Here is a 23,804-nt window from a genome sequence, read left to right as displayed (position 1 = left end):
CATGCAGCCGGGGCGAGGCGAACGACCCGGAGAGCCTAGCGGGGCGCCTGCGGCTTGACCATCGGGGCTCGGCCTGAGTCGGCCCGAGCCCGGCCTACACTTCATCCCTTCCATCGATACAAGGCGGCAAGCGCCATGAGTTCTCCCATTGCTTTCATCGGCGGCGGCAATATGGCCAGCGCCATCATCGGCGGTTTGCTGCGCGCCGGGCTCAAGCCGGACCGGGTCTGGGTGGTCGAGCCTTACGAGCCGCAGCGCGCCCGTCTGCAGACGGATTTCCCCGGCCTCCATGTGCTGGCGGCGGCCGAGCCCAGCCTGGCCGAGGCCAGCCTGGTGGTCTGGGCCGTCAAGCCCCAGCTGTTCGGGGAGGCGGCCGCGCCGCTGGCCGGCCTGCTTCAGGGCGCCCTGCACCTGTCGGTGATGGCCGGCATCCGCAGCGACACCCTGGCGGCCAAGACCGGCAGTGAGCGCATCGTCCGCGCCATGCCCAACACCCCGGCCCTGATCGGCCAGGGCATCGCCGGCCTGTTCGCTCGCGCTGCCGTGTCGGCCGAAGACCGCGCCCGGGTCGAGCAGGTGCTGGCGCCCACCGGCCGCAGCCTCTGGGTCGAGGCCGAGGCGGATCTGGACGCCGTCACCGCCTTGTCGGGCTCGGGCCCGGCCTACTTCTTCTACATCGTCGAGGCCATGACGGCCGCGGCGGTGGACATGGGCTTGAGCGAAGCCCAGGGCCGCGAGCTGGCCCTGGCCACCTGCGGCGGTGCCGCCGCCCTGGGCCTGGCGTCGAGCGAATCGCCCACCGTGCTGCGCGAGCGGGTCACCTCCAAGGGCGGCACCACCTTTGCGGCCATCAGCAGCCTGCAGGCCGACCAGGTCGGCGCTGCAGTCCAGCGGGCCGTGCGGGCGGCGCAGCAGCGGGCCCGTGAGCTGGGCGACGAATTTGCGGGCTGAGCCGGTGCAGGACCTGACCCCCAACACGCGCCGGCCCCTGTCGCCGGGCCTGAGGACCGCATCTTGGGCATAGCCAGCCGCGACAGTTTGCGCAAATGGCTGCATGCGCCGGGTTCGCTGAGCCGGCGCCTGGCGCGCCTGGGTGAACGTTTCGAGGTGACGGTGCTGAGCCAGCGCACTGCGCCGCTGCGGGCGGCCGAGCTCAAGGCCCTGGGCCTGCCGCGCCGCGGCTGCACGGTGGTGCGCGAGGTCATTCTCAGCGTCGATGGCCGGCCCCTGGTCTGGGCCCGTTCCAGCCTGCACCAGAGCGCCCTGGCCGGCCCATGGCGTGCGCTCAAGGGCCTGGGCCCGCGCCCGCTGGCCAATTTGCTCTATGCCGACCCCCGGGTGCGGCGCAGCGAGCTGCAGCCGCGCCGCCTGTCCCGCCATGGTCACACCCGCCGGCAGATGCAAAAGCAGTGGTTGGCCGCCACGGGCAGCCCCGCATCGGCTCAAATGTTGTGGTCACGCAACTCTGTTTTCAGCCGCTGCGGCGCTCAGTTACGGGTGATGGAGCTATTTGTGCCGGAACTGGCCGGAAATATGCCGACAGTTGGTCGCGTTAGGTGTGTAAAGAGGCGTAACAATAGGCCCTAGAATAAAAGGTAGGGAGGTTCATCAGCTGTTTTGAGGAATCTCATGAAAACTCGTGACGTCGTCATTTTCAGCGGCCAGCGCTTCGCAGTGCCGCAATGTATTCAGCGTATCGACCACCAGTCGACGCACGGTTGGCAGCTGCGTTATGGCGGCACCAAACTTTTCTCTGACCACTCGCAAGATGGCAGCGGCGCCGCCGCAGCGCTGGCAGAGGCTACCAAGGCCTTGCTGAGCCGCATTGCCACCATGCCGGCGCCCTCGCGCCTGCAACGCCGCCCCAGCGGCAACAAGGGCAGTGGTCTGCCGGTCGGTATCTCCGGCCCCATCGTTCGTCAACGTGCCAGCAGCCGCGTCCGCGACTGCAGCTTTGCCGTGTCTCTGCCGCGTTTTGGCGGCGCGCCGCGCGGCCGCAGCGTCTACATCGGCACCGAGAACACCTACACGGTGGAGAAGTACCAAGCCGCCCTGGCCAAGGCCGTGGCCCTGCGTGAATCGGCCGAAGAAGCCTACCAACGCGCGGCCACCCGCGCCAAGCGCGCCGAGGCCAAGGTCCTGAAGGAGCAGCTGAAGTCCATCCTGGCGGCGGCTCCGGCGGCCAAGGCCAGCAAGGCCAGCAAGGCCAAGCCGGCCGCCAAGGCTGCACCGAAGGCCGCTCCCAAGGCCGTCAAGCCCGCTGCCAAGCCCGCTGCCAAGACGACAGCAGTGAAGGCGGCGGCAAAAGCTCCGGTCAAGCCCGTCGCCCGCAAGGCCGCCGGCAAAGCCGCTGCGCGCGCCTGAGCGCCGGTGCTGAGCCGCCCGTGAGCGAGGCGCAGCCAGCCCTGCGCTGGGCGGTGGTCGGCCCCGGCAATATCGCCGGGCGCTTCGTTCAGGCCCTGCAGGGCCTGCCCGATCAAGAGCTGAGCCTGATCCTGGGCCGTGACCTGGCCCGGGCGCGGTCCTTTGCCTCGGCCCACCGCGCTGCGGGCCGGCCCGAGCCGCGCCTGCAGCAGGCCGCGGGCGAGGCACAGCTGCGCGCCGCCCTCAGCAGCCCCGACATCGACGCCGTCTACATCGCCACGCCCCATGCCCAGCATGGCGAGGCGGTGGCCGCGGCTTTGCAGGCCGGCAAGGCCGTGCTCTGTGAAAAGCCGCTGGTGCCGGGTCTTGCCCAGGCCCGGCCCTTGCTGGCCCTGGCGCAAGCGCGCCAGGCCTTTCTGATGGAAGCGCTCTGGACCCGCTTTCTGCCCGTTTACGCCCAAGTGCAGCAATGGCTGCAGGCCGGCCTGATCGGGCCGCTGCGAGGCGTCCAGTCCAGCTTTTGTTTCTCCATTCCTTTCGATGCCCAGAGCCGCTGCTTCGACCCGGCCCTGGCCGGCGGCGCGCTGCTGGACATCGGCATCTACAACCTCAGCATGACGCGCTGGGTCTTGCAGCAGGCGCTGGGCGCATGCCCCGAGCCGCTGCGGATGGAGGCGCAGGCGGTGCTGGCGCCCACCGGCGTGGACCAGCGCCTGGCCGCCACCCTGCATTTCCCCGGTGGCATCAGCTCGCAGTTCGTCTGTGCCTTCGATGGCATGGCCGACAACGGCCTGCGCATCTTTGGCGAGCGCGGCCTGATCGAGCTGCCCCAGCAGTTCTGGGAAGCCACCGAGGCCCGCCTGACCCTGGCCGGCCAGGCGCCACAGACCGTGCACCTGCCTTTCCAGATCAACGGTTTTGAAGGCGAAATCCTCGAAGTCAGCCGTTGCCTGCGCGCCGGCCTGACCGAGAGCCCCCAGATGCCGCTGTCCGAAACCCTGGCCACCCTGGCCTGGATGGACGCCTTGCGCACCCAGGTGGGCGTGCGCTACCCCTTCGACTGAGGTGGTCCCGATACCTCGGGTCCTGTCGCGGCAAGCCATCCTCTAGCAAACTCAGCCCGCGCCTGCGCCCAAGCTTCAGCCGGGTCGGTCGCCTGGCTGATGCTGCGGCCCAGGATGATGTGGCTGGCGCCTGCGGCGGCGGCCTGGGCGGGGCTGACGACGCGGGCCTGGTCGTTGGCGGCGGTGCCGGGCAGCTGGATGCCGGGTGTCACGCGCAGCAGGTGGGCGGGCAGAACCGGGCGAAGCAAAGGCAGCTCCTGCGCCGAGGCGACGATGCCATGGCAGCCACAGTCGGCCGCCAGAAGCGCCAGGCGCAGCACCTGCGCATCCACCGCCGCGGGCAGGCCGATCTCGGGCAAATCGGTGTCGCGCAGACTGGTGATCACGGTCAGGGCCAGGACCTGGAGCTGCGGAAACTCCTCGGCGGCGGCGACCGCGGCGCGCAGCACGGCGCTGCCGGCCGAAGCGTGCACGGTCACCAGGCTGGCACCCAGGCGCCCGGCGGCGCGCACGCCGGCCGCCACCGAGTTTGGAATCTCGTGCAGCTTGAGGTCGAGAAACAGGCGGTGGCCTTGCGCCCGGAGTTGTGCCACCCAGGCCGGGCCGACGCTGCACAAGGTCTGCAAACCGATCTTCAGCGCCCGCGGCCCGCCGCCGAGACGGGCGAGCACACGCTGGGCCTGGGCTTCGGAATCGACGTCAAGGGCGAGGATCAGGGCCTCGTCGAGCGGCCAGGGCGAGCTGTGCATGCCGCATTGTGGCCCGGCATCCGGGATGGCATATAGTCGCCGCCCCATGAGCCTTCTCGACATCTACCGCGCCCGCCGCAAGTTGCTGGAACGTTATGTTCAGCGCCTGCTGGGCAATGCCGATGAGGCGGCCGAGGTGTCGCAGGAGGCGTTCTTGCGCGTCTATGCCGCCGAGCTGGGCGAGCAGACACCGGTCAGCGAGGCCTTGCTCTACACGGTGGCGCGCAATCTGGCTTTGACGGAGCTGCGCAAGCGCATCGCTCGCGCCACCGACGCTGTGGGGGAATGGGACGACTTGCGCGTTGAGGACACGGGGCCCAGTGTGGAAGCCCTGATCCAACAACGTCAGCGCGTGGCGGCCGTGGAAGCGGCCATGGCGCGCATGGCGCCCAAATGCCTGGAAGTGTTTCGCATGCGCAAGGTCGACAATCTCTCGCACGCCGAGATTGCGCGCCGCCTGGACATTTCGCCCAAGACGGTGGAGCGCCACATCACGCGTGCCTTGCAGCTCTGTCACGAGGCCATGGCCGAACATGATGGCGAGCTTCAGCAGCAGCAGCAGCGCCGGGAGGGCCAGCGCCGATGAGCCACAGCCCCGACCTGCCGACACCGGCCGAAGGCCAGGTGCTGCCCTTCGGGCGCCAGGCCGATCCGGCCGAGGAGGCGCGCCGCTGGGTGGTGCGCATCGACGCCGGCGAGCTCGGCGCGGCGGAGCGACAGCAGCTCAAGGACTGGCTGGCGCGCGATCCGGCCCATGCCCGCCTGCTCGATGAGCACGCGCTGATCTGGGCGGCGGCCGGTCAGGCGCGCTTCCCTGAAGCACCGGCCCAGCCGGCCCCGGCGCGCGCGGCACGGCCCCGCCGCCCCTGGCTCTGGGCCTCGGCCGTCGGTGGCCTGGCGGGCGCCTGCCTGCTGCTGGTGCTGATGCTGCGTCAGCCCTGGGCCGAGGCGCCGCCCGAGCGCCAGTTCGCCGCCAATCACGCCACGCCGGTGGGGCAGCAGCAGGTCTTGCTGCTGCCGGATGGCTCGCGCACCGAGCTCAATGCCGCCTCGTCCTTGGGCGTGGTCTACGGCGAGTCGCGCCGGCGCGTGGTGCTGGAGCGGGGCGTGGGTCTGTTCGAGGTGGCCAAGGACAAGAGCCGGCCTTTCGAGGTGGTGGCCGGCCACACCGTGGTGCGGGCCGTGGGCACGCGCTTCCTGGTGCAGCGCCACCGCGACGGCAGCGTCGAGGTGACGGTTTACGAGGGTGTGGTCGAGCTGCGCAAGGCGGCCAAGGCCGAGGGTGAGCCTGATCCCCAACCCCTGCGCCTGGGTGCGGGCCAGGTGGCGCTGGACCAGCTGCGCCAGACCCAGCTCTCGCTGGCCACACCGGCCGAGCTGGAACGCAAGCTGGCCTGGCAGCAGGGCCGCATCGTCTTCGACAACAGCAGCCTGGGTCTGGCGCTGGAAGAGGTCAACCGCTACAGCGCCGAGCCCATCGAGCTGGCCGACCCGACGCTGCAGGATCTGCGCATCTCGGGTGCCTTTGCCACGCGCGATGTGGCCGTGTTCCTGCGCAGCCTGGAGCAGGGCTTCGGCCTCAAGGTGACGCTGCAGGACCAGCGCTGGCGCATCAGTCGAATTTGACATTTGCTAGCGCGGAAAACCGATATCAGGGTTTGTCCTTTGGGGGGGGGTGATCGTTGGCGCGTCGACACAGCAGTTGTGCGCGACGCCCGAACCACCTTGTCTTTTGGAGCCCTGATCTTGCAGCCCCGATTCCGTTCTTTTGACCTCCGTCCCCTGGCCCTGTCCGCCGCCCTGGCGCTGCAGCTGCCGGCCCAGGCTCAAGCCCAGCCTGCGGCTGGCGCCGATGCCGCCGCCGCCGCCGCCAAGCCCCAGGCCATCGAGATTCCCGCCCAGCCGGCCGCGCAGGCCTTGCAGGCCTTCGTCAAGCAGCTGAACTTCCAGCTGCTCTACGCCCCCGAGCTGCTGCGCGGCCTCAACAGCAAGGCCGTCAGCGGCGTGATGAGCCCGCGTGAGGCGCTGGCCCGCCTGCTGGAAGGCAGCGGCCTGCAGATCATCGACACCGGCCCTAACGCCGCTACGCTGCGGGCTGCCGGTGGCCCGGCGCCGGGCCCGCGCGCGTCGGCCGCCTCGGCCGCTGCCGAGCTGGGCCGCGGCGGCGACAGCGCCGAGACGCCTGAGCCGCGCCGCCCGGCGCCGGTGCTGGCCGAAGCCGCCACCCGCGTGCACAGCTTTGACCTGGCCGCCGGTGATGCGCTGGAGACGGTGCAGCAGGCGGCGCGCCTGGCCGGGGTCTCGGTCAGCTTCAAGGAGAACGAACTCAGCGGCGTGCGCACCAACCGCATCAGTGGCGAGTTCACCACCTTGCAGGCCTTTCAGCGCCTACTGGCAGACACCCGCCTGGCCGTGGGCGTGCAAGTGGCCACCGGCGAGTATGTGGTGCGGCGCCTGGAGACCATCGGTCGCGTCGAGGTCACGGGTTCGCACCTGCGCTCCATCCTCGGCGAGCAGGGCGTCAATCCGGTCACGGTGCTGACGCGCCAGGAGATCGAGCGCTCCGGCGTCACCACCCTGGCCGAGCTGCGCAATCTGATCCCGCAGCTCTCGGTCGGCGCTTCGGCCAGCTTTGACGGCAACAGCTCGCGCGGCGCGCCGGACGGCCGCCTGCTCTTCGACCTGCGCGGCCTGGGCGCCGGCAACACCCTGATCCTGGTCGATGGCATGCGCCTGCCCAAGACCGGCTCGCGCACCGTGGCCGAGGCTTATGAGGCGACCGGCATCCCGATGTCGGCCATCGAGCGCGTGGAAGTGCTGCTCGGCGGCGGCAGCGCCATCTACGGCGCCGATGCCGTGGGCGGCGTGGTCAACATCATCACCCGCAAGCGCTACTCGGGCACCGAGCTCGAGTACGCGCGTGACAACACCGTCGATCGCGATGCGGCCAATGACCGCCTGGCGCTGAGCCATGCCTTCCGCAAGGGCAGCTTCTCGGCGCGCGGCATGCTGTCCGTCGAGCAGCAGAACGCGCTGGCCCTGCGCGACCGCGAGTGGCTGGCCTCGGACGACCGCCGCCCCTGGGGTGGCGCGGACAACACCAGGAACAACGCGCCCATTGGCGGCATGGTCAGCGCGGTCAGCGGCCAGCTGCCGGGCATCGGGGCGTCCACGGCCTTCATTCCTGCCGGCGCCAATGGCAGCACAGCCACGGTCAAGGACTTCGCCGGCGCCGCCGCAACCGAGCGTTATGACGCGGCCAAGTACCTGAACGCGATCAACCCCTACACCCGCAAGGTGGCCAATCTGTATGCCGACTACCAGTTCGCCCCCTGGGCCACGCTGTATGCCAGCTACAACTGGTCGCGCAATGAATCGGAGGCGCCCGGCGATCCGGTGCGTCTGAACACCCGCATCCCCGCCGGCTATCCGGGCAACCCCTTTGGCGTGCCCATCATGGTGGACAAGTACCTGTGGGAGCAGGGCACACCGGCGCGCCACTATCGCTATTCGCAGCAATCGACCACCCTGGGTGTGCGCGGCGATCTGCCCGGGGATTGGCGCTATCACTTCAGCCTGGCTGATGCGCGCAGCAACCCCGAGCTCCCCGAGGGTGTCTACCAGTTCGACGGCAGCAAGCTGACCGCCGCCATCAACAGCGCCAGCAAACCGGTGCTGCTGCACGACAGCCTGGCCTTGCAGGGCACGGGCAAGGGCCCCAATGCGACGGGTGTGCTCGAGGCCCTGTATTTCCAAGATGCGCGCCAGGACCAGCCGCGCACCCGCAGCACGGCGCTGGCGCTGGACGGCCCGATCTGGCAGCTGCCTGCCGGCCCGGTCAATCTGGCCCTGGGGGCCGAGCAGCGTGTCGAATCGGTCAAGTTCTTCAACAGCTCGACCCTGTCCAACGGGTCTGAGGCGGCCGAGCCCAAGCAGGACCGCAAGGTCGATGCGCAGTACCTGGAAGTGGCGATCCCGCTGCTGTCCACCAAGTCCGATCTGCGCCTGCCTTTTGCCCACACCTTGACCGTCACCGGTGCGATGCGGCGCGACCACTACAACGACTTCGGTGCCGCCACCAAGCCGCAGTACGGCCTGCTCTTCAAGCCCACGGCCTGGCTGGCCCTGCGCGCCTCGCACAACGAGGCCTTTCGGGTGCCCTATCTGATCGACATCACGCGGCCGCGCTTTGTCAGCAACCAGAGCGTGCCCGCCACCGGCAGCAGCGCCTTGATCGATACCTACCGCAAAAACGAGGCCTTTGTCGGCGTGCTGCCCACCACCGTGGGCGGCAACCCCAATCTCAAGCCCGAAACCTCCACCCACCGCAATATCGGCCTGGTGTTCGAGGCCCCTTGGGAGGCGGCCAAGGGCTTCTCGCTGTCGGTGGACCGCTGGCAGTCGGAGATCCTCGATCGCGTCGGCAGCCTGACCCGCCAGGAGCGCCTGCTCTACTTCCCCGAGACCTACACGCGCGCGCCGCTGAGCGCCGCAGATGCCGCCGCCGGCTACACCGTGGGCCGCATCAACGGGGTGGACAACAGCTCCATGAACATCGCCAAGTTCCGCAGCTCGGGCTACGACTACGCGCTGCGCTTCCAGCGCAACACCAGCTGGGGCGAGTTCATCCTGACCAGCAAGATCACCAAGACCGATCGCCTGGAAAGCATGGCCACACCGGCTGCCACGCCCAGCCCCTACGTTTCGGCCCGGCTGCGCCCGACCCGCTCGGTCAGCAGCCTGAGCTGGAGCTACCGTGGCCTGGGCGCCAGCGTGACCATGATCCGCCAGGCTGGCTTCCCGGTCAGCCTGTTCCCGCCCGTGGTCGACTACCCCAAGACACAGCAGTTCAACACCAATGTCTGGTACGACTTCGGCACCGGCGGGCTGCACGACCGCGAGGGCTGGCTCGGCCATTGGCTGCACAACACGCGGCTTTCCTTCGGCCTGATCAATGCGCTGGACACCGCCCCGCCGCTGAGCCCCACGGGCAATGTCAACGGCAGCGTCGACCCGCGCATGCTGCGCTACACCTTCACCCTGCGCAAACGCTTCTAACGCGGAGCCCTCGGGCTGCTGCCGTGCGCCGGCGCGGCCCGCAGACCACCCCGCTCCAAGCCCAAGCCCCCAGCCCCAACCCCGAGGTGGCCGCCCAGAACAGGCCGGCGCCTTGCGGGCGAGACCGGGCGCACCCTTTGATTTCTCTCCCCACCCCTGCCTGCCCCAACCATGAAGCACTCACACCCCACCCACTCTCCCTTCGCGCGCAGCCTGCTGGCCCTGGCCGCCGGCCTGGCCCTGAGCAGCAGCGCCCTGGCCCAGGACGCACCCGCGCCCACCCCGACGCCGGCGGCTGCTGCTGATGCCGCCGCAGCCGCGGCCAAGCCAGGCGCCCCGGCCGGCCCCGAGGCCGCGCTCGAGCCCAAGCCCTACGACAAGGTGATCACCAAGGAGGCCAAGACCCAGAAGGGCTTGATCACCCTGCACAGCGTCAAGCAAAAGCTGTACTTCGAGATTCCCAAGAAGCTGCTCGACAAGCAGCTGCTGATGGTGGCCAATGCCACCGCCGTGCCCTCCGATGTGGACCATGTCGGCAAGTCGCTCAACCAGGAGGTGGTGCGCTTCAGCCTCAAGGGCAACAAGGTCTACTTCCATGCGGTGGACCATGCCTTCGTCTCGGGCTCGGACCGGCCCAATGCCGAGGCGGTGCGCGACTCGCAGCGCGACGCCATCCTGCTGGCCTTCAATGTCGAGAGCTTCGCGGCCGATGGCGCGCCGGTGATCGAGGTCAGCCGCCTGTTCACCTCCGAGGTCGGTGATTTCAGCGCCCGCCGCCTGATCCAGGGCACCTCGCTCGATGCCTCGCGCAGCTTTGTGGAAAGCAGCCGCGCCTTCCCGGGCAGCCTGCGCATCGACGCCGTCCACACCTACAGCGCCCCGGCCATGGTCCAGACGCCCATGGGCCCGATGAAGGCGCCGCCGCATTTCCCGGCCCGCTCGGCCACCATGAACCTGGCCTACAGCCTGGTGGAGCTGCCCGAGCCGGCCATGATGCCGCGCCTGATGGACGATCGCATCGGCTACTTCTATGTCAGCCGCACCGATTTCGGCAGCGACCGCCATGGCGTCGAGCGCGAGCGCCTGATCACCCGCTGGCGCCTGGAAAAGAAGGACCCGGCGGCGGCCCTGAGCGAGCCGGTCAAGCCCATCGTCTGGTACATCGACAAGAGCACGCCGACCGCCCTGGTGCCCTACGTCAAGAAGGGCATCGAGGCCTGGAATGTGGCTTTCGAGGCCGCCGGCTTCAAGAATGCCGTGCAGGCCCGGCCCTTCCCGAGCAAGGAAGAAGACCCCGAGTTCGACCCCGAGGACGTGCGCTACAGCATCATCCGCTGGGTGCCCTCGTCCATCCCGAACGCCTACGGCCCGCACCTCAGCGACCCCCGCAGCGGCGAGATCCTGAACGCCAACATCGTGATGTATCACAACATCCAGAAGATCCTGCGTGACTGGTACATCACGCAGGCCGGTGCCGTCGATCCGCGCGCCCAGCAGCTGCCCCTGCCTGATGACTTGATGGGCGATCTGGTGGCCTATGTGGTGACGCATGAGGTCGGCCACTCGCTGGGCTTTCAGCACAATATGAAGGCCAGCTCGCAGTACCCCTTCGAGAAGCTGCGCGATGCGAAGTGGCTGTCCACCATGGGCCATGTCTCCTCCATCATGGACTACAGCCGCATGAACTATGTGGTCCAGCCCGAGGACAAGATCGATCCGGCCCTCCTGATCCCCAAGGTCGGCCCCTACGACATCTACGCCACCCAATGGGGCTACACCCCCATCCCGACGGCCAGCACGCCGGCCGCCGAGAAGCCGGTGCTGGACGCCTGGGCGCGTGAGCAGGATGGCAAGCCCTGGCTGCGCTTCCAGTCGCCCAAGGGCGATGGCGACTACGGCGTGGTGATGGAGGCCGTGGGCGATGCCGACGCGGTGAGGGCCACCGAGCTGGGCACCAAGAACCTGCAGCGCATTGTCAAGAACCTGCCCAAGATGGCCTTGCGCGCCGGCGAGAGCGACCGCGATCTGGAAGAGCTGTACAAGGCCGTCTGGGGCCAGTGGCGCAATGAGCTGGGCCATGTGGCCGCGCTGGTGGGCGGTTATGACTACCAGAACAAGCATGGCTCGCAAGCCGGTGCCATCAGCCAGCCGGCCAGCAAGGCCCAGCAAGCGCGCGCCGTGGCCCTGATCAACGAGCAGCTGTTCAAGACCCCGAGCTGGTTGTTCGAGCCCGCCGTGGTCGAGCGCCTGACCCCGTCCCTGCCCAGCGGCGCCTTGCTGAACCTGCAGCGCGGCATGCTCAGCCACCTGCTCGATCGCTCGCGCCTGGTGCGACTGCAAGGCCAGGAGAGCGCGCTCGGCGAGCGCGCCTACCGCGTCGAGCAGTTGCTGGCCGATCTGCGCGGCGGTGTCCTCGGTGAGCTGGCCCAGGGCAGCAGCCCGCAGGCCGCGCGCCGCAATCTGCAGCGCTCCTACGTCGAGCTGCTGGCCTCACGCCTCGGTGAAGCGGCCGGCATGGACGACGGCCGCGCCCAGATCCGCGCCGAGCTCAAGCGCCTGAGCCAGCGCTTTGCCAGCGCCGCCGGCAGCGCCCGCGACAGCGTGGCGCGTGGCCACTGGGCCGAGCTGGCCGATGCCAGCGCCAAGGCCCTGGACCCGCTGCAAGCTGCTCAGGCCAAGGGTCAGGCCACGGGCCGCGGCTGGCATGAGGACGCGGCAGCGGCCGCCTGCTGGCAGGATCTGTCGGTTGTGGGCTTCTGGCCCGAATCGCCGGAACCGAGCCTCAGCGCCAAGCACGGCCACCGCCACTGAGCCCCAGCCTGGCAGGCCCCGGGCTCATGCCCCGGGGCCGCTCAGCGCAGCGCCAGGTCGGCCACCGTGCCGGCGAACACCGCCAGACCCAGCCAGTGGTTCTCGCGGAAGGCCTTGAAGCAGCCCTCGCGGCTGCGGTCCTTGATGAGCGTGTAGTGCCACAGCACCTGGGCCGCGGCCACGGCGATGCCCAGCAGAAAGATCCGGCCCAGGCCCAGGCGCAGGCCCAGGGCCGTCCAGGCGGCCAGGTAGATGGCGTAGAAGGCCATCACGCCGGCCACGTCGAAGCGGCCCAGCGTCAGGGCCGAGGTCTTGATGCCGATGCGGATGTCGTCGTCGCGGTCCACCATGGCGTACTCGGTGTCGTAGGCCAGCACCCAGAACAGATTGGCCACCAGCAGGGCCCAGGCCGCCAGCGGCACCGAGGCCTGCACGGCGGCCAGGCTCCACTCCGTGCCGCCCAGCGCGGCCGAGAAGGCCATGGGGATGCCGAAGCTGAAGGCCACGCCCAGCACGGCCTGCGGCATGTTGAGCACCCGCTTGGCGTAGGGGTACACCAGGGTCACGGCCAGGGCGGCGAAGGACAGCAGGATGGTGGGCGCATTGGTCGTCAGCACCAGGCCGAAGGCCAGCAGGGCAAGACCTGCCCCCAGGGCCAGGGCTTCCTTCACCGAGACCGCACCGCTGGTGACCGGGCGCTGGGCGGTGCGTTTGACATGCTTGTCGAAATCGCGATCGGCCACATCGTTGACGCAGCAGCCGGCCGAGCGCATCAGGATGGTGCCCAGGGTGAACACCGTCAGCAGATGCCAGCCCGGCCAGCCATCGGCCGCCATCCACAGCGCCGCCAGGGTGGGCCAGAGCAGCAGCAGCCAGCCGGCGGGGCGATCCCAGCGGATCAGGTTCAGGTAGAGCCGAAAACGGGTGGGCGAAGCGTTGGAACTCATGGCGGCGATTGTCGCCGCGGCGCTGCCCGACTTGTGCGCTGACCTATGCGCTGACCTCTGCGCTGACCTCTGCGCTGACTTCTGCGCTGTAATGTGGGCCAGTCTTTCGCCGACCAAGCGCAAGCTCCATTCCTCGCCACCGGCCTGCCCATGACTCTGGAATCCCAACTCGCGGAACTGCACCAGCCCTTGCTGCGCTTTGCCCAGCTGCAGCTGCGCCAGGACAGCCTGGCCGAGGACGCGGTGTCCGAGACCTTTCTTGCCATTCTGGAAAAGCCCGAGGCCTTTGAAGGCCGCAGCTCGCTGCGCACCTATGCCACCGGCATCCTCAAGTTCAAGATCATCGACCTGCTGCGCAAGCGCGGGCGCGAGGTCCATATTGAACCGCTCGACGAACAAAGCATGGACGAGGCCCTGGACGCCTTGTTCGCCAGCAGCGGCCATTGGCAGGAGCGGCCTGCCGCCTGGCGCGAGCCCGAGCGGGCGCTGGAGCAGCAGCAGTTCTTCGCCACCTTGCAGGACTGCATCGACCGCCTGCCGGCCAAGGTCGCCCGCGTCTTCATGATGCGCGAGGGCCTGGACCAGGAAGTCGAGGACATCTGCGGCGAGCTGGGCATCACCAGCAACCACTGCGGCGTGATGCTGTACCGGGCGCGCATGTCCTTGCGCGAATGCCTGGACAAGAACTGGTTCGGGGTGGCGCCATGAGTGCCAAGCTGATGCTCGATTGCCGCGAGGTGGCCCGCCTGATCAGCGACCGGCAGGACCGCCCGCTGGCGCCGGCCGAGCGGGCGCAGTTCCGCCTGCACCTGGTGATGTGCCGGAGCTGCCGCACCGTGGATGAGCAGATGGCCTTTTTGCGCGAAGCCATGCGGCGCTTGGGCCAGGCCGAGCTGGAGCCCAAGGAGGCGCGCGAGCCGCGCTCGGCGCCGCCCCGTGCTCAGGACTGAAGCGCCAGCAGGCGCTGCGCCAGCACGCTCAGCTGCGCCGGCGCCAGGCCCTCGGCCCGCAGGGCCTGCCGCTGCGGCCACTGCTGGAATTGCGCTGCCTGCGAGCGCGCGTAATGCGGGTCGTAGTGCAGGCGGCAGAGTTCGGCGAACAGGGGCGAAAGCTCGCCGCGGCGCGCCCAGTCCTGCCAGCGATTGACGGTCTCGTGGCCATGGCTGGGCCGCAGGCGGTCCAGGATGCGGGCCAGGCCGGCGCCGTCCTCGCCCAGGTAGGCATAGTCCCGCAGCAGGAACTCCAGCCGTGCTTCGGCCGTGAGCTGCAGCTCGATGCAGGGGCTGTCGCGCAGGCGCGCCAGCAGGCCGCTGGGCAGGCTGAGGCGGCCGATCTTGCGGCTCTCGGCCTCGATGAAAACCGGCCGGCCTCGATCGATGCCGCGCAAGGCGGTGTAGAGCGCCGTGTCGAAGGCCTTCTGTGAAGGCTGGGCCTGGCCCGGCAGCTCGCCCAGCATGGAGCCCTTGTGGCAGGCCAGCGCTTCCAGGTCCAGCACCTGGGCGCCCTGGGCGGCCAGCGCCTGCAGCAGGCGGGTCTTGCCGCTGCCGGTGGGGCCGCAGATCACGCGCAGGGGCAGCTGGGGGCAGAGCAGGTCCAGCTGCGCCATCACATGCTGGCGAAAGCGCTTGTAGCCGCCGGCCAGCTGCTGCGCGTCCCAGCCCACCAGGCGCAGCCACTGCACCATGGAGCCGCTGCGCAGGCCGCCGCGCCAGCAGTAGACCAGGGGCTTCCAGCCGATGGGCTGGTTCTTGAACATGTCGGATTGCAGATGCCGCGCCAGATTGGCCGCCACCATGGCACCGCCGACCCGGCGCGCCTCGAAAGCGCCTTGCTGCTTGTAGAGCGTGCCGACGATGCGCCGCTCCTCGTCGTCCAGCACCGGGCAGTTGATGGCGCCGGGCAGGTGGTCGAGCGCGAACTCGGCTGGCGAGCGGGCATCGATCAGGGCATCGAAAGCGTCGATGTCATCCACATCCACCGGTCCTCGGTGGGCTTTGCCGCCCGCGCTCATGGCTGGGGGCGCGCGGCGCTGCAGGCCGGCTGCGGCGGCGGAAAAAGAGTCATGTCGGCGGGCTCCTGAGGCGATGCGCTTGCAGTGTCGCATGCAGGATGCTGGCCCGCCTGGGCGGCGGCAGGCCATGCGGCACAATCACTTGCGACGTTAGGCCAGCGGCAGGAAAGCACCGCGAGAGGGCGTTTGGATGAGCATGACAGCAGCGACACCGACAAAAGACCCCCAATCCCCGGCGCCTTGGCGCAACTGGGCGCTGCCCCTGATCCTGCTGGCCAGCGCGGCCCTGGTTCTGGCGGTGGCCTGGTATCACCGCGGCGGGCCCGAAGTGCCGGCGCGCTGCGCCCGGGTGTCCGAGCTCAACCGCATCACGCCGGACCGAGACGCGGAGTGGGGCTATGTCGTGGCCAGCGACGCGGTGCGCCTGGCCTATGCCGATGCCTTCGATCAGCTTGCCCACCTGGACCGGGTGTTTGTGCATTACCCGGCCATCCACACGACCCTCAGCTTTCGGGTGTCTTCGGTCGATGTGGCACAGCGCCAGTTGAAGCTGTCCAGCCCGGCCATGCCCGGCGAGAACCACCCCTGCCACTGAGGGCTCAGACCGCCAGCGTTTGGGTTTCGGCCTGCCGTTCGCGCGTGCCTGGGTCGCCGGCCGGGCTTTCGCGCAGGCGCATGCGCACCAGCTGGATGTCGCTTTGCAGCTCGAAGAACAGGTCGGAGTGGCGCGAGGGCACGCCCAGCTGCCGGACCTTGTCGCTCAAGGCATCAAGCTCTTTCAGTAGCGCGGCGGTTTCGTCTGCGTCGAGGCGGTGCTGCAGGCGCGCTTCCAGCGCCCGCAGCTGGCGGTAGGGCAGGTGCAGGCGCTCGCGGATCCACCAGCGGTACAGGCGCGGCGCGTAATTGAAGATGGGAAAGAACAGCGCCGCGGCCGACAGCAGCAGGGCCGCCAAACGCTCCACCTGCACGGCCATGGTCAGGGGCAGCAGGCGCTGCAAGAAGCTCGGGCCCTGCTTGTAGTAGCGCAGGGCCGCCGGGGCCATGGGGTACTCGGGGTCGCTGCTGAGCGGGAACTCGCCGGCGCGCTGGAACAAGCCGGCCTGGCCATGCTCGGCCACCAGATGGCGCGTCAGCAGCTGCACCAGATCGGGGTGCAGGTCCTCGCGCACCAGCACGGCATTGGTGGTGGCCAGCAGCTCGATATCGCGCATGGGCTTGTTGTGCTCCAGATCGATGGCGCCTTGCGGCAGCACCAGGCGCACCAGAAAACTCAGGTGCCGGGTGATGGCCTCGGCCTGGCGCAGGCTCAGCAGCTGCACGCGCGGATCGTGCAACAGGCGCTGCACCAGGGGCGAGTCGGCGGCAAAGGCCATGAAGATGGCGTCGACCTGGCCGCTCAGGAGGGCCTCGGCGGCCGCCTCGCCGGCCAGGGGCAGCAACTGGGCATTGCCGGCCGAGATGCCGTGCAGCTTGAGCACCTGGTCGGCCAGCACCCGGGTGCCGCTGTCTTGCGGGCCCACGGCCAGACGTCGCTGCTTGAGCTGGGTCAGCGTGTCGAAGGGCACCTCGGCACGGTGGAAGATCCACAGGATCTGGTGGTTGATGCGGCCCAGCGAGACCAGGCCGGGGCTGCGCTGCGCGTTCGAGACGCCGCCCTGCACAAAAGCCAGGTGCACGCCGGAGCCGGGGTCGGCCAGCAGGCGCAGGTTCTCGACCGAGCCCTGGCTGGGCAGCAGGGTCGAGCGGATGTGCTCGGCCTGCAAGGCCTGCTGGTAGCGTTGGCCGAAATGCTCGTATGCCCCGCCCTTGAAGGCCGTGGCAATGCCCACCTGCTTGGGCGGCGCCGGCATGGCGTGGGCCAGCAGCAGCCACAGCGCGGCCAGCAGGACCAGAAACAAGGCCAGGGCCTGGTGGGAATAGCGCAGACGAAGCAGGCCCGGGCGGCTTGGCGGGCGAGCGAAAGAGCGGGACATGGTGTGGGCGTTCAGGAGGAGCGCGCAGTATCCGACTGGTGATGCCCTCAGGCCCTTCGTGCTTTTCCCCGCGTGCCCCCTTGCGCGTGCGCAGGGCGCCCAGCGGAGTGCGGGCTGCTGGTTAAGCTGCGCTGCAGATGCTGTGCAAACCGCCACCCCCCCCTTTTCCGCCCCGGAGCGCCGTGTATGCCCAAGACCCTCGCTGGTGACCGCCTTTGCCCGGCCCGGGCCGGCCTGTGCCGCGCTCGCCCGCCCCGGCTCGCGGCCTTGATGCTCGCCGCAGCCCTGGTCGGCGTGGGGTTGAAGCCCGCCGCCGCTGCGGCCCCGAGCCCCGATTTGGCTTCTTCGGTGAAGCCGGCAGCCTCGGCCACGGTGGCCCCAGCCCAGCGCTTGCGCTTTGACTACCACAGCAGTTTCTTGATGAATCTGCACCACGTCCTGCTCGATGCCTCGCGCCGCAAGACGGCGCTGACGGCCGATAAAGCCGAATGCCGGCTGGACGAGGCGGAGCTGCACGCGCTGAATCAGGCGCGCGCCTTCTACGCCACTCAGTTTGAACGTCGCCACCCCTTGTTCGACGAAGGCTTGTCCGCCATCAAGCAGGCCTTGCGCCAGGCCGATGACGGTCGGGTCCGGGCCCAGGGTCTAGCGGGGTTGCCCGAGTCGCTGGCGCAGCAGCTCGATGCGGCGGCGCCCGGCTACCGGCGCTGCATCTGGCCGGCGCATGAGGCGAGCAACCGGCGCTGGATCGAGCAGGCCCAGGCGCTGGACGCTCGCTTCGGTGCTGCCGTGCAAGCGCGGCTGGAGCGGCAGCTGACCCAGACCTTCACGCGCCAGCCGCTGCGCACCGATCTGGTGTGGGCGACTGGCTCCCGCGAGGGGGCTTACAGCAGCGACGAACCCGAGCATGTGGTCATGCCCAGCGGGCGCAGCGATTACCAGGGCGATGCGGCGCTGGAAATGCTGTACCACGAGGCCAGCCATGTCGGGGTGATGCGCCCCCTGTTCCTCAGCATGGCGGAGGCCCTGAAGACCACGCCGCGCCCGAACGCCCAGCAGCTCTGGCATGCCCTGCAGTTCTACACCGTCGGCCTGGCGGTGCAGGAGGTGCTGCGCCAGGACGGCGGGCGCGAGTACACGAGCTATGCCGAGCGGGCCGATCTCTACCGCCTGGCCCGCTGGCACCATGCCTTACCGGCCATCCAAGCGCATTGGCTGCCCTGGCTGCGCGAAGGCCGGCCAGCCTTTGCGGATGCGGTGGACGCCCTGGTGCGCGCCTTGCCACAGCAAGTGCCTGCAGACTGAGCCGGCACCGATCCGGCCCCCGGAGGGGTCTGCGGTGCTCAGCGTCGGCGCAGGCCTGCGGTGGCCGCCGCTGCGGCGAGCAAGGCCAGCAGGATCAGCTGGGCGCTGCCGGGCTCGGGCACCGGGTTGCCGGTGTTGGGCGTTTGCAGCAGCAGGCCGGTGCCGTAGAAGCCGATGCCAATGCCAAAGTCCGGCGTGCCGGCCAAGGTGGGCGCGCTGATGCTCGCGCCTTTGCCGATGGAGCTGTAGTAGGTCAGGCTGCCATCAGGCCAGGCGATGGCTTCCGCAAGGTCGACCGCGTCGAACTGGTAGTCACCGCCCTCGATTGCGCGCAGCCAGCCCGCGACCGGGTTCAAGCCATCACCGAAGCCGGCCAGCTGCACCTGGAAGGCGGCGATCGGGGGCGTGCCACTGCCATCGCCGAAGTCTTGCAGGGTGACGATGCCGCCCTGTCGCGGGTCGACCTGGCCGAAGTACAGCGCCCAGTTGGACAGCTGCACCGCGCCGGCCTGGGCGCTACCCAGAGCAGCAAGGCCCAACGTGAGCGCGCCGCCCAGCTGGCGGACGCGGCGAAGCGCGCGATCAGAACCGAGAACTCGGTGGGTGGTGAAGAACATGAAGCAGCTCCTGTGTGGCGGGGCGGTGTGCCCCACTGATGGGATGCCGCCGCAGCACAGAAGCTCAGCCCCCTGTTCGCGGGGGGGCGAGCGATCTTCGGTCAGCGCCCGGCCGGTGCCTGCCGCCGCTCCCACCAGGCCAGGGCCTCGCCGACCAGGCCGCGGCGGAAGGCCAGCACGCAGACGATGAAGATCAGGCCGGTCACCAGGCTGACCGACTCACCCAGACCGTTGAACCAGGCGATGCCCGAGACATCGGCCAGGGCCTTGCCCAGATCGCCGATCTTGTTCTCCAGCGCGATGATGATGAGCGCGCCCAGCATGGGCCCGACCAGGGTGCCCATGCCGCCGACCAGGGTCATCAGGATGACCAGGCCCGAGGTGGTCCAGACCGCGTCGGTCAGGGTGGCGAAGCCCAGCACCAGGGTCTTGGTGGCGCCGGCCAGGCCGGCCAGCATGGCCGAGAGCACAAAGGCCAGCAGCTTGAAGCGGTCGACGTCGTAGCCCAGCGAAATCGCGCGCGGCTCGTTCTCGCGGATCGAGGTCAGCACCTGGCCGAAGGGCGAGTGCACGGTGCGGTAGATCAGCCAGAAGCCGGCGATGAAGAGTCCCAGCACCACGTAGTAGAGGCTCAGGTCGTTCGCCAGTTCTATGCCCAGGAAATGGCCGCGCGGCACCGATTGCAAACCGTCCTCGCCGCCGGTGAAGGGCGCTTGCAGAAAGAAGAAGAACAGCATCTGGCTCAGGGCCAGGGTGATCATCGAAAAGTAGATGCCGGTGCGGCGAATCGCCAGCAGGCCGAAGACCAGGCCCACGCCGCCGGCCGCCAGCATGCCGAACAGCAGGCCCAGCGGTGTGGGCAGGCCCCAGACCTTGAGTGCATGGCCGGCGCCGTAGGCGGCCGTGCCGAGAAACGCCGCATGGCCAAAGCTCAGCAGGCCGGTGAAGCCCACCAGCAGATTGAAAGCGCAGGCGAACAGGGCGAAGCACAGCACCTTCATCACGAAGATGGGGTACACGCCCAGGGCCGGCAGCAGGGCGATGGCGCCGAACAGCAGGCCGTAGCCGAGCAGGGGGTTGCGGTTCTGGGTGGCGCTCATTTTTCTTTTCCGAAGAGACCGGCGGGGCGGATCAAGAGGACCAGGGCCATGACGACGAAGACCACGGTGCTGGACGCCTCTGGGTAGAAGACCTTGGTCAGGCCCTCGACCAGGCCCAGGCCCAGACCGGTCAGGATGGAGCCGAGGATGGAGCCCATGCCGCCGATCACCACCACAGCGAAGACGACGATGATGAGGTTGCTGCCCATCAGCGCCGTCACCTGCAGGATGGGCGCGGCCAGCACGCCGGCAAAGGCGGCCAGGGCCACGCCGCCGGCGTAGGTCAGGGTGATCATGCGCGGCACATTGATGCCAAAGGCCTGCACCAGCTTGGGGTTCTCGGTGCCGGCGCGCAGGGTGGCGCCCAGGCTGGTTTTCTCGATCAGGGCCCAGACCGCCAGGCAGACGGTGATGGAAGCCACCACCACCCAGGCACGGTAATTGGGCAGCACCATGAAGCCCAGGTTGGTGGCGCCCTGCAAGGCCTCGGGCACCGCGTACTGCTGGCCCGAGACGCCGTAGAAGCTGCGGAAGACGCCCTCCATCACCAGGGTGATGCCGAAGGTCAGCAGCAGGCCGTAGATGTGGTCGAGCTTGTACAGCCACTGCAGCAGCAGGCGCTCGATCAAGATGCCCAGCACGCCGACGAGCAGCGGTGCCAGCAGCAGCATCACCCAGTAGTTGAGGCCCAGGTACTCCAGCCCCATCCAGGCCAGGAAGGCGCCCATCATGTAGAGCGCGCCGTGGGCGAAGTTGATGATGTTGAGCATGCCGAAGATCACGGCCAGGCCCAGGGACAGCATCGCGTAGAACGAGCCGTTCACCAGGCCCAGCAGCAGCTGGCCCAGAAGGGCGGGCAGGGGGATACCGAAAAAGTCCGTCATGTTCTGGGCCTGTCTGCGCTCATGCTCAACAACTCGCGTGCCTTATTTCTTCACCGCCGGGCACTTCGAGTCGGCCAGCTTGGTAAAAGCTTCCTCACCGGGGATGCGCGTCACGACCTTGAAGTAATCCCAGGGCTCCACGGAGTCCTTCTGCGACTTGACCTGCAGCAGGAACATGTCGTGGACGAAGCGGCCGTCTTCCTTGCGGATCTGGCCCTTGGAGAAGAAGTCGTTGATGGGCGTGGCCTTCATCTGCGCGATCACCTTGTCGGCGTCGTCGGTCTTGGTGGCTTCCACAGCCTTGAGGTAGTTCCAGGTGGCCGAGTAGTCGGCCGCCTGCAGCGAGGAGGGCATGCGCTTCATCTTCTCGAAGAAGCGGCGGCTCCAGGCGCGCGCCTCGGGCGTCTGGTTCCAGTACCAGCTGTCGGTCAGGTACATGCCTTCGGTGGTCTTCAGGCCCAGCGAGTGGATGTCGTTGATGAACATCAGCAGACCGGCCAGCTTCATGGTCTTGGTGACGCCGAACTCGTTGGCGGCCTTGACGGCATTGATGGTGTCGCCGCCGGCATTGGCCAGGCCCAGGATCTGTGCGCCCGAGCCCTGGGCTTGCAGCAGGAAGGAGGAAAAATCGCTGGCATTGAGCGGGTGCTTGACGCTGCCCACCACCTTGCCGCCGCTCTTGGCCACCACCGCGGCCGTGTCGGCCTGCAGCGAGGCGCCGAAGGCATAGTCGGCGGTCAGGAAGTACCAGCTCTTGCCGCCACCCTTGGTCACGGCCGCGCCCGTGCCGTTGGCCAGGGCCACGGTGTCGTAGGCGTAGTGGATGGTGTAGGGCGAGCAGTCCTCATTGGTCAGGCGGGCGGAGCCGGCGCCGATGACGATGAAGGGCTTTTTCTTCTCGGCCGCGATCTTGGCCATGGCCAGGCTGGCGCCCGAGTTGGTGCCGCCGATCAGGAGGTCCAGGCCTTGGGTGTCGATCCACTCGCGCGCCTTGCTGGCGGCCACATCGGCCTTGTTCTGGTGGTCGGCGAAGATCACCTCGATCTTCTTGCCCGCGACCATGCCCTTCATATCGGCCACGGCCATCTTGATCGCTTCGACGCCGCCGGCGCCGTCGATGTCGGCGTAGACGCTGGACATGTCGGTGATGATGCCGATCTTGACCACATCGCCGGAGATCTGGGCCTGGGCGGCGCCGGTGCAGGCCAGCAGGCTGGCCAGGGCGAGATGCTTGATGCGGATGGTGTTCATGGACGGTCTCCTTCGTTGGAATCGGTCAATCGATCAAAAGCTCACACACTCAACAATTCGTCCAGCTTGGCCTGCTGTGCGGCCAGCTCGGAAGCGGGGAAGGACGCCACCACCTCGCCATGCTCGACGACGATGAAGTGATCGGCCAGCGGCGCGGCAAAGCGGAAGTTCTGCTCCACCATGACGATGGTGAATCCCTGGGCCTTGAGCGTGGTGATCATGCGGGCCAGGGCCTGCACGATCACCGGGGCCAGGCCTTCGGAGATCTCGTCCAGCAGCAGGATGTCGGCGCCGGTGCGCAGGATGCGGGCCACGGCCAGCATCTGCTGCTCGCCACCCGAGAGCCGGGTGCCCGGGCTGTGCCGGCGCTCGGCCAGATTGGGGAACATCTCGTAGATCTGCGCCTCGGTCATGGGCGTGGCCCGACCACCGCTGAGGCGCGGCGGCAGGCGCAGGTTTTCCTCGGTCGTCAGCGAGGCAAAAATGCCGCGCTCCTCCGGGCAGTAGCCCAGGCCCAGGTGGGCGATGCGGTGGGTGGGCAGGGCGATGGTCTCCTCGCCGTGCACGCGGATCGAACCCTGGCGCCGCCCGGCCAGGCCCATGATGGCGCGCAGGGTGGTGGTGCGGCCGGCGCCGTTGCGGCCCAGCAGGGTCAAGACCTGACCCCGCTGCACGGACATGTTGATGCCGTGCAGGATGTGGCTCTCGCCGTACCAGGCATGCAGGTCGCGGATCTCCAATGCATTCATGTCAGCCCCTCGTCCGATGAGACCATCGGCCGATCCCCCGAGGGGATGCGGGCCCGCTTGGGGCGGCCCGGCGCTGGGCCCGAAAAGTTGCTAGACATCGTCATCAATGTGCTCCCTGCAACTCGGTCGCCTCGGTGCCCATATACGCCTCCAGCACGGCGGGGTGGCGCGAGACTTCGGCATAGTCGCCCTCGGCCAGCACCGAGCCGCGCGCCAGCACGGTGATGCGGTCGGCAATGGTGCTGACGACCTTCATATTGTGTTCAACCATCAGCACGGTGCGGCCCTCGGCCACGCGTTTGATCAGGGCGGTGACACGGTCCACATCCTCGTGGCCCATGCCCTGGGTCGGTTCGTCCAGGAGCATCAGCGCCGGCTCCATGGCCATGGTGGTGGCGATCTCCAGCGCGCGCTTGCGGCCGTAGGGCAGGTCGCCGGCCTTGAGGCTGGCCATCTCTCGCAGGTCCACCAGCTCCAGCAGGGCGAGCACCCGCGCGTCCAGCTGCTTCAGGCCCGTCAGGCCCTTCCAGAAATGGAAGCTGGTGCCGGTGAAGCGCTGCAGGCCGATGCGCACGTTCTCCAGCACCGTCAGGTGCGGGAACACGGCCGAGATCTGGAAGCTTCGGATCACGCCGCGCCGGGCGATCTCGGCCGGCCGTTCGCCGGTGATGTCCACGCCGTTGAACAGGATCTGGCCGCGCGTCGGTTCCAGGAACTTGGTCAGCAGATTGAAGCAGGTGGTCTTGCCTGCCCCGTTGGGGCCGATCAAGGCATGGATGGCGCCGCGCGCGACTTGCAGGTTCACCCCGTCCACGGCGGTGAAGCCTTTGAAGTCCTTGCCCAAACCTCGCGTTTCAAGAATCAGTTCGCTCATTGTCAGACGTTCGCCGGTTCAGGGGACGAATCAAGCGTAGCAGCAGA

At 68.7% G+C, this 23,804-nt stretch carries 22 protein-coding genes; 12 read left to right on the top strand and 10 right to left on the bottom strand.

From position 1 onward, the window contains the following. Positions 1–135 precede the first annotated feature (135 nt). The 4 genes from proC (at position 136) to OOB33_RS03350 (ending at position 3,428) form a co-directional block, all read left to right on the top strand. Positions 136–951: a pyrroline-5-carboxylate reductase gene (gene proC, locus OOB33_RS03365; protein ID WP_102768884.1), complete on the top strand. Its 816-nt coding sequence runs from the start codon at positions 136–138 to the stop codon at positions 949–951. Between the two features lie 63 nt (positions 952–1,014). Next, complete coding sequence (locus tag OOB33_RS03360) at positions 1,015–1,587, top strand: chorismate--pyruvate lyase family protein (protein ID WP_165794645.1); 573 nt, start codon at positions 1,015–1,017, stop codon at positions 1,585–1,587. Between the two features lie 42 nt (positions 1,588–1,629). Beyond that, entirely contained in the window at positions 1,630–2,364 is a 735-nt protein-coding gene (locus tag OOB33_RS03355) for a hypothetical protein (protein ID WP_207795971.1), read from the top strand. 20 nt (positions 2,365–2,384) lie between these two features. Further along, on the top strand, positions 2,385–3,428 hold the full coding sequence (locus tag OOB33_RS03350; RefSeq protein ID WP_271007659.1) for a Gfo/Idh/MocA family protein: 1,044 nt from the start codon (positions 2,385–2,387) through the stop codon (positions 3,426–3,428). On the opposite strand, the gene pyrF is transcribed toward OOB33_RS03350, so the two are convergent. Beyond that, positions 3,413–4,177, bottom strand: a complete 765-nt coding sequence (pyrF, locus tag OOB33_RS03345; protein ID WP_102768887.1) for an orotidine-5'-phosphate decarboxylase — start codon at positions 4,175–4,177, stop codon at positions 3,413–3,415. The genes OOB33_RS03350 and pyrF overlap by 16 nt on opposite strands. A 46-nt stretch (positions 4,178–4,223) precedes the next feature. Here pyrF and OOB33_RS03340 point away from each other — a divergent pair, with 46 nt between their 5' ends. The 4 genes from OOB33_RS03340 (at position 4,224) to OOB33_RS03325 (ending at position 12,046) form a co-directional block, all read left to right on the top strand. Continuing rightward, complete coding sequence (locus OOB33_RS03340; RefSeq protein ID WP_165794647.1) at positions 4,224–4,763, top strand: RNA polymerase sigma factor; 540 nt, start codon at positions 4,224–4,226, stop codon at positions 4,761–4,763. Further along, positions 4,760–5,803, top strand: a complete 1,044-nt coding sequence (locus OOB33_RS03335) for a FecR family protein (protein WP_271007658.1) — start codon at positions 4,760–4,762, stop codon at positions 5,801–5,803. The genes OOB33_RS03340 and OOB33_RS03335 overlap by 4 nt, the downstream gene beginning before the upstream one ends. A 120-nt stretch (positions 5,804–5,923) precedes the next feature. Then, the gene (locus OOB33_RS03330) at positions 5,924–9,235 is read left to right on the top strand and encodes a TonB-dependent receptor (protein WP_271007657.1); all 3,312 of its coding nucleotides are present in this window, start codon (positions 5,924–5,926) and stop codon (positions 9,233–9,235) included. A 171-nt stretch (positions 9,236–9,406) separates the two neighbouring features. Continuing rightward, positions 9,407–12,046, top strand: coding sequence for a zinc-dependent metalloprotease (locus tag OOB33_RS03325; protein ID WP_271007656.1), 2,640 nt, complete (start codon positions 9,407–9,409; stop codon positions 12,044–12,046). A 41-nt stretch (positions 12,047–12,087) separates the two neighbouring features. Here the strand turns inward: OOB33_RS03325 and ubiA are convergent, their stop codons facing one another. Then, positions 12,088–12,993 carry a 4-hydroxybenzoate octaprenyltransferase gene (gene ubiA, locus OOB33_RS03320; protein ID WP_271007655.1) on the bottom strand — a complete coding sequence of 302 codons (906 nt, stop codon included), beginning with the start codon at positions 12,991–12,993 and terminating at the stop codon, positions 12,088–12,090. 150 nt (positions 12,994–13,143) lie between these two features. Between ubiA and OOB33_RS03315 the strand changes: the two genes are divergently transcribed. Both OOB33_RS03315 and OOB33_RS03310 read left to right on the top strand, forming a co-directional pair. Next, complete coding sequence (locus OOB33_RS03315) at positions 13,144–13,701, top strand: sigma-70 family RNA polymerase sigma factor (protein ID WP_102769698.1); 558 nt, start codon at positions 13,144–13,146, stop codon at positions 13,699–13,701. Continuing rightward, complete coding sequence (locus tag OOB33_RS03310; protein ID WP_102768893.1) at positions 13,698–13,943, top strand: zf-HC2 domain-containing protein; 246 nt, start codon at positions 13,698–13,700, stop codon at positions 13,941–13,943. The genes OOB33_RS03315 and OOB33_RS03310 overlap by 4 nt, the downstream gene beginning before the upstream one ends. Here OOB33_RS03310 and mnmH read toward each other — a convergent pair. Next, on the bottom strand, positions 13,934–15,004 hold the full coding sequence (gene mnmH / locus OOB33_RS03305; RefSeq protein WP_102768894.1) for a tRNA 2-selenouridine(34) synthase MnmH: 1,071 nt from the start codon (positions 15,002–15,004) through the stop codon (positions 13,934–13,936). The genes OOB33_RS03310 and mnmH overlap by 10 nt on opposite strands. 190 nt (positions 15,005–15,194) lie before the next feature. Between mnmH and OOB33_RS03300 the strand changes: the two genes are divergently transcribed. Then, positions 15,195–15,599, top strand: a complete 405-nt coding sequence (locus tag OOB33_RS03300) for a hypothetical protein (protein ID WP_271007654.1) — start codon at positions 15,195–15,197, stop codon at positions 15,597–15,599. A 4-nt stretch (positions 15,600–15,603) separates the two neighbouring features. On the opposite strand, the gene OOB33_RS03295 is transcribed toward OOB33_RS03300, so the two are convergent. Continuing rightward, a complete protein-coding gene (locus OOB33_RS03295; RefSeq protein WP_271007653.1) occupies positions 15,604–16,977 on the bottom strand; it encodes a TAXI family TRAP transporter solute-binding subunit in 1,374 nt (457 codons plus the stop codon). Between the two features lie 186 nt (positions 16,978–17,163). Between OOB33_RS03295 and OOB33_RS03290 the strand changes: the two genes are divergently transcribed. After that, complete coding sequence (locus tag OOB33_RS03290; RefSeq protein ID WP_271007652.1) at positions 17,164–18,282, top strand: hypothetical protein; 1,119 nt, start codon at positions 17,164–17,166, stop codon at positions 18,280–18,282. A gap of 38 nt (positions 18,283–18,320) precedes the next feature. Here the strand turns inward: OOB33_RS03290 and OOB33_RS03285 are convergent, their stop codons facing one another. From OOB33_RS03285 to OOB33_RS03260, 6 genes are all read right to left on the bottom strand, one after another. Beyond that, positions 18,321–18,899, bottom strand: coding sequence for a PEP-CTERM sorting domain-containing protein (locus OOB33_RS03285; protein ID WP_271007651.1), 579 nt, complete (start codon positions 18,897–18,899; stop codon positions 18,321–18,323). Positions 18,900–19,000: 101 nt separating this feature from the next. Beyond that, a complete protein-coding gene (locus OOB33_RS03280) occupies positions 19,001–19,999 on the bottom strand; it encodes a branched-chain amino acid ABC transporter permease (protein WP_271007650.1) in 999 nt (332 codons plus the stop codon). Next, entirely contained in the window at positions 19,996–20,883 is an 888-nt protein-coding gene (locus OOB33_RS03275; RefSeq protein ID WP_271007649.1) for a branched-chain amino acid ABC transporter permease, read from the bottom strand. Before OOB33_RS03275 ends, OOB33_RS03280 begins: the two co-directional genes overlap by 4 nt. 42 nt (positions 20,884–20,925) lie before the next feature. Next, the gene (locus OOB33_RS03270; protein WP_271007648.1) at positions 20,926–22,134 is read right to left on the bottom strand and encodes an ABC transporter substrate-binding protein; all 1,209 of its coding nucleotides are present in this window, start codon (positions 22,132–22,134) and stop codon (positions 20,926–20,928) included. A 41-nt stretch (positions 22,135–22,175) separates the two neighbouring features. After that, positions 22,176–22,883 carry an ABC transporter ATP-binding protein gene (locus OOB33_RS03265; RefSeq protein ID WP_271007647.1) on the bottom strand — a complete coding sequence of 236 codons (708 nt, stop codon included), beginning with the start codon at positions 22,881–22,883 and terminating at the stop codon, positions 22,176–22,178. 103 nt (positions 22,884–22,986) lie between these two features. After that, complete coding sequence (locus OOB33_RS03260) at positions 22,987–23,757, bottom strand: ABC transporter ATP-binding protein (protein WP_102768900.1); 771 nt, start codon at positions 23,755–23,757, stop codon at positions 22,987–22,989. Between the last annotated feature and the right edge of the window lie 47 nt (positions 23,758–23,804).

It is taken from the genome of Paucibacter sp. B51 (assembly GCF_027863535.1).
GTDB classification, from domain to species: Bacteria; Pseudomonadota; Gammaproteobacteria; order Burkholderiales; family Burkholderiaceae_C; genus Paucibacter_A; species Paucibacter_A aquatilis.
The sequence above is the reverse complement of the archived record's forward strand: the minus strand, read 5'-3'. Positions and strand labels throughout refer to the sequence as shown.

Excerpts from the sequence above, each read along its gene's own strand:
- proC (WP_102768884.1), top strand. The coding sequence starts at position 136 with ATGAGTTCTCCCATTGCTTTCATCGGCGGCGGCAATATGGCCAGCGCC.
- OOB33_RS03355 (WP_207795971.1), top strand. The coding sequence starts at position 1,630 with ATGAAAACTCGTGACGTCGTCATTTTCAGCGGCCAGCGCTTCGCAGTG.
- pyrF (WP_102768887.1), bottom strand. The coding sequence starts at position 4,177 with ATGCACAGCTCGCCCTGGCCGCTCGACGAGGCCCTGATCCTCGCCCTT.
- OOB33_RS03340 (WP_165794647.1), top strand. The coding sequence starts at position 4,224 with ATGAGCCTTCTCGACATCTACCGCGCCCGCCGCAAGTTGCTGGAACGT.
- OOB33_RS03335 (WP_271007658.1), top strand. The coding sequence starts at position 4,760 with ATGAGCCACAGCCCCGACCTGCCGACACCGGCCGAAGGCCAGGTGCTG.
- OOB33_RS03325 (WP_271007656.1), top strand. The coding sequence starts at position 9,407 with ATGAAGCACTCACACCCCACCCACTCTCCCTTCGCGCGCAGCCTGCTG.
- ubiA (WP_271007655.1), bottom strand. The coding sequence starts at position 12,993 with ATGAGTTCCAACGCTTCGCCCACCCGTTTTCGGCTCTACCTGAACCTG.
- OOB33_RS03315 (WP_102769698.1), top strand. The coding sequence starts at position 13,144 with ATGACTCTGGAATCCCAACTCGCGGAACTGCACCAGCCCTTGCTGCGC.
- OOB33_RS03310 (WP_102768893.1), top strand. The coding sequence starts at position 13,698 with ATGAGTGCCAAGCTGATGCTCGATTGCCGCGAGGTGGCCCGCCTGATC.
- mnmH (WP_102768894.1), bottom strand. The coding sequence starts at position 15,004 with ATGAGCGCGGGCGGCAAAGCCCACCGAGGACCGGTGGATGTGGATGAC.
- OOB33_RS03300 (WP_271007654.1), top strand. The coding sequence starts at position 15,195 with ATGAGCATGACAGCAGCGACACCGACAAAAGACCCCCAATCCCCGGCG.
- OOB33_RS03295 (WP_271007653.1), bottom strand. The coding sequence starts at position 16,977 with ATGTCCCGCTCTTTCGCTCGCCCGCCAAGCCGCCCGGGCCTGCTTCGT.
- OOB33_RS03290 (WP_271007652.1), top strand. The coding sequence starts at position 17,164 with ATGCCCAAGACCCTCGCTGGTGACCGCCTTTGCCCGGCCCGGGCCGGC.
- OOB33_RS03285 (WP_271007651.1), bottom strand. The coding sequence starts at position 18,899 with ATGTTCTTCACCACCCACCGAGTTCTCGGTTCTGATCGCGCGCTTCGC.
- OOB33_RS03280 (WP_271007650.1), bottom strand. The coding sequence starts at position 19,999 with ATGAGCGCCACCCAGAACCGCAACCCCCTGCTCGGCTACGGCCTGCTG.
- OOB33_RS03275 (WP_271007649.1), bottom strand. The coding sequence starts at position 20,883 with ATGACGGACTTTTTCGGTATCCCCCTGCCCGCCCTTCTGGGCCAGCTG.
- OOB33_RS03270 (WP_271007648.1), bottom strand. The coding sequence starts at position 22,134 with ATGAACACCATCCGCATCAAGCATCTCGCCCTGGCCAGCCTGCTGGCC.
- OOB33_RS03265 (WP_271007647.1), bottom strand. The coding sequence starts at position 22,883 with ATGAATGCATTGGAGATCCGCGACCTGCATGCCTGGTACGGCGAGAGC.
- OOB33_RS03260 (WP_102768900.1), bottom strand. The coding sequence starts at position 23,757 with ATGAGCGAACTGATTCTTGAAACGCGAGGTTTGGGCAAGGACTTCAAA.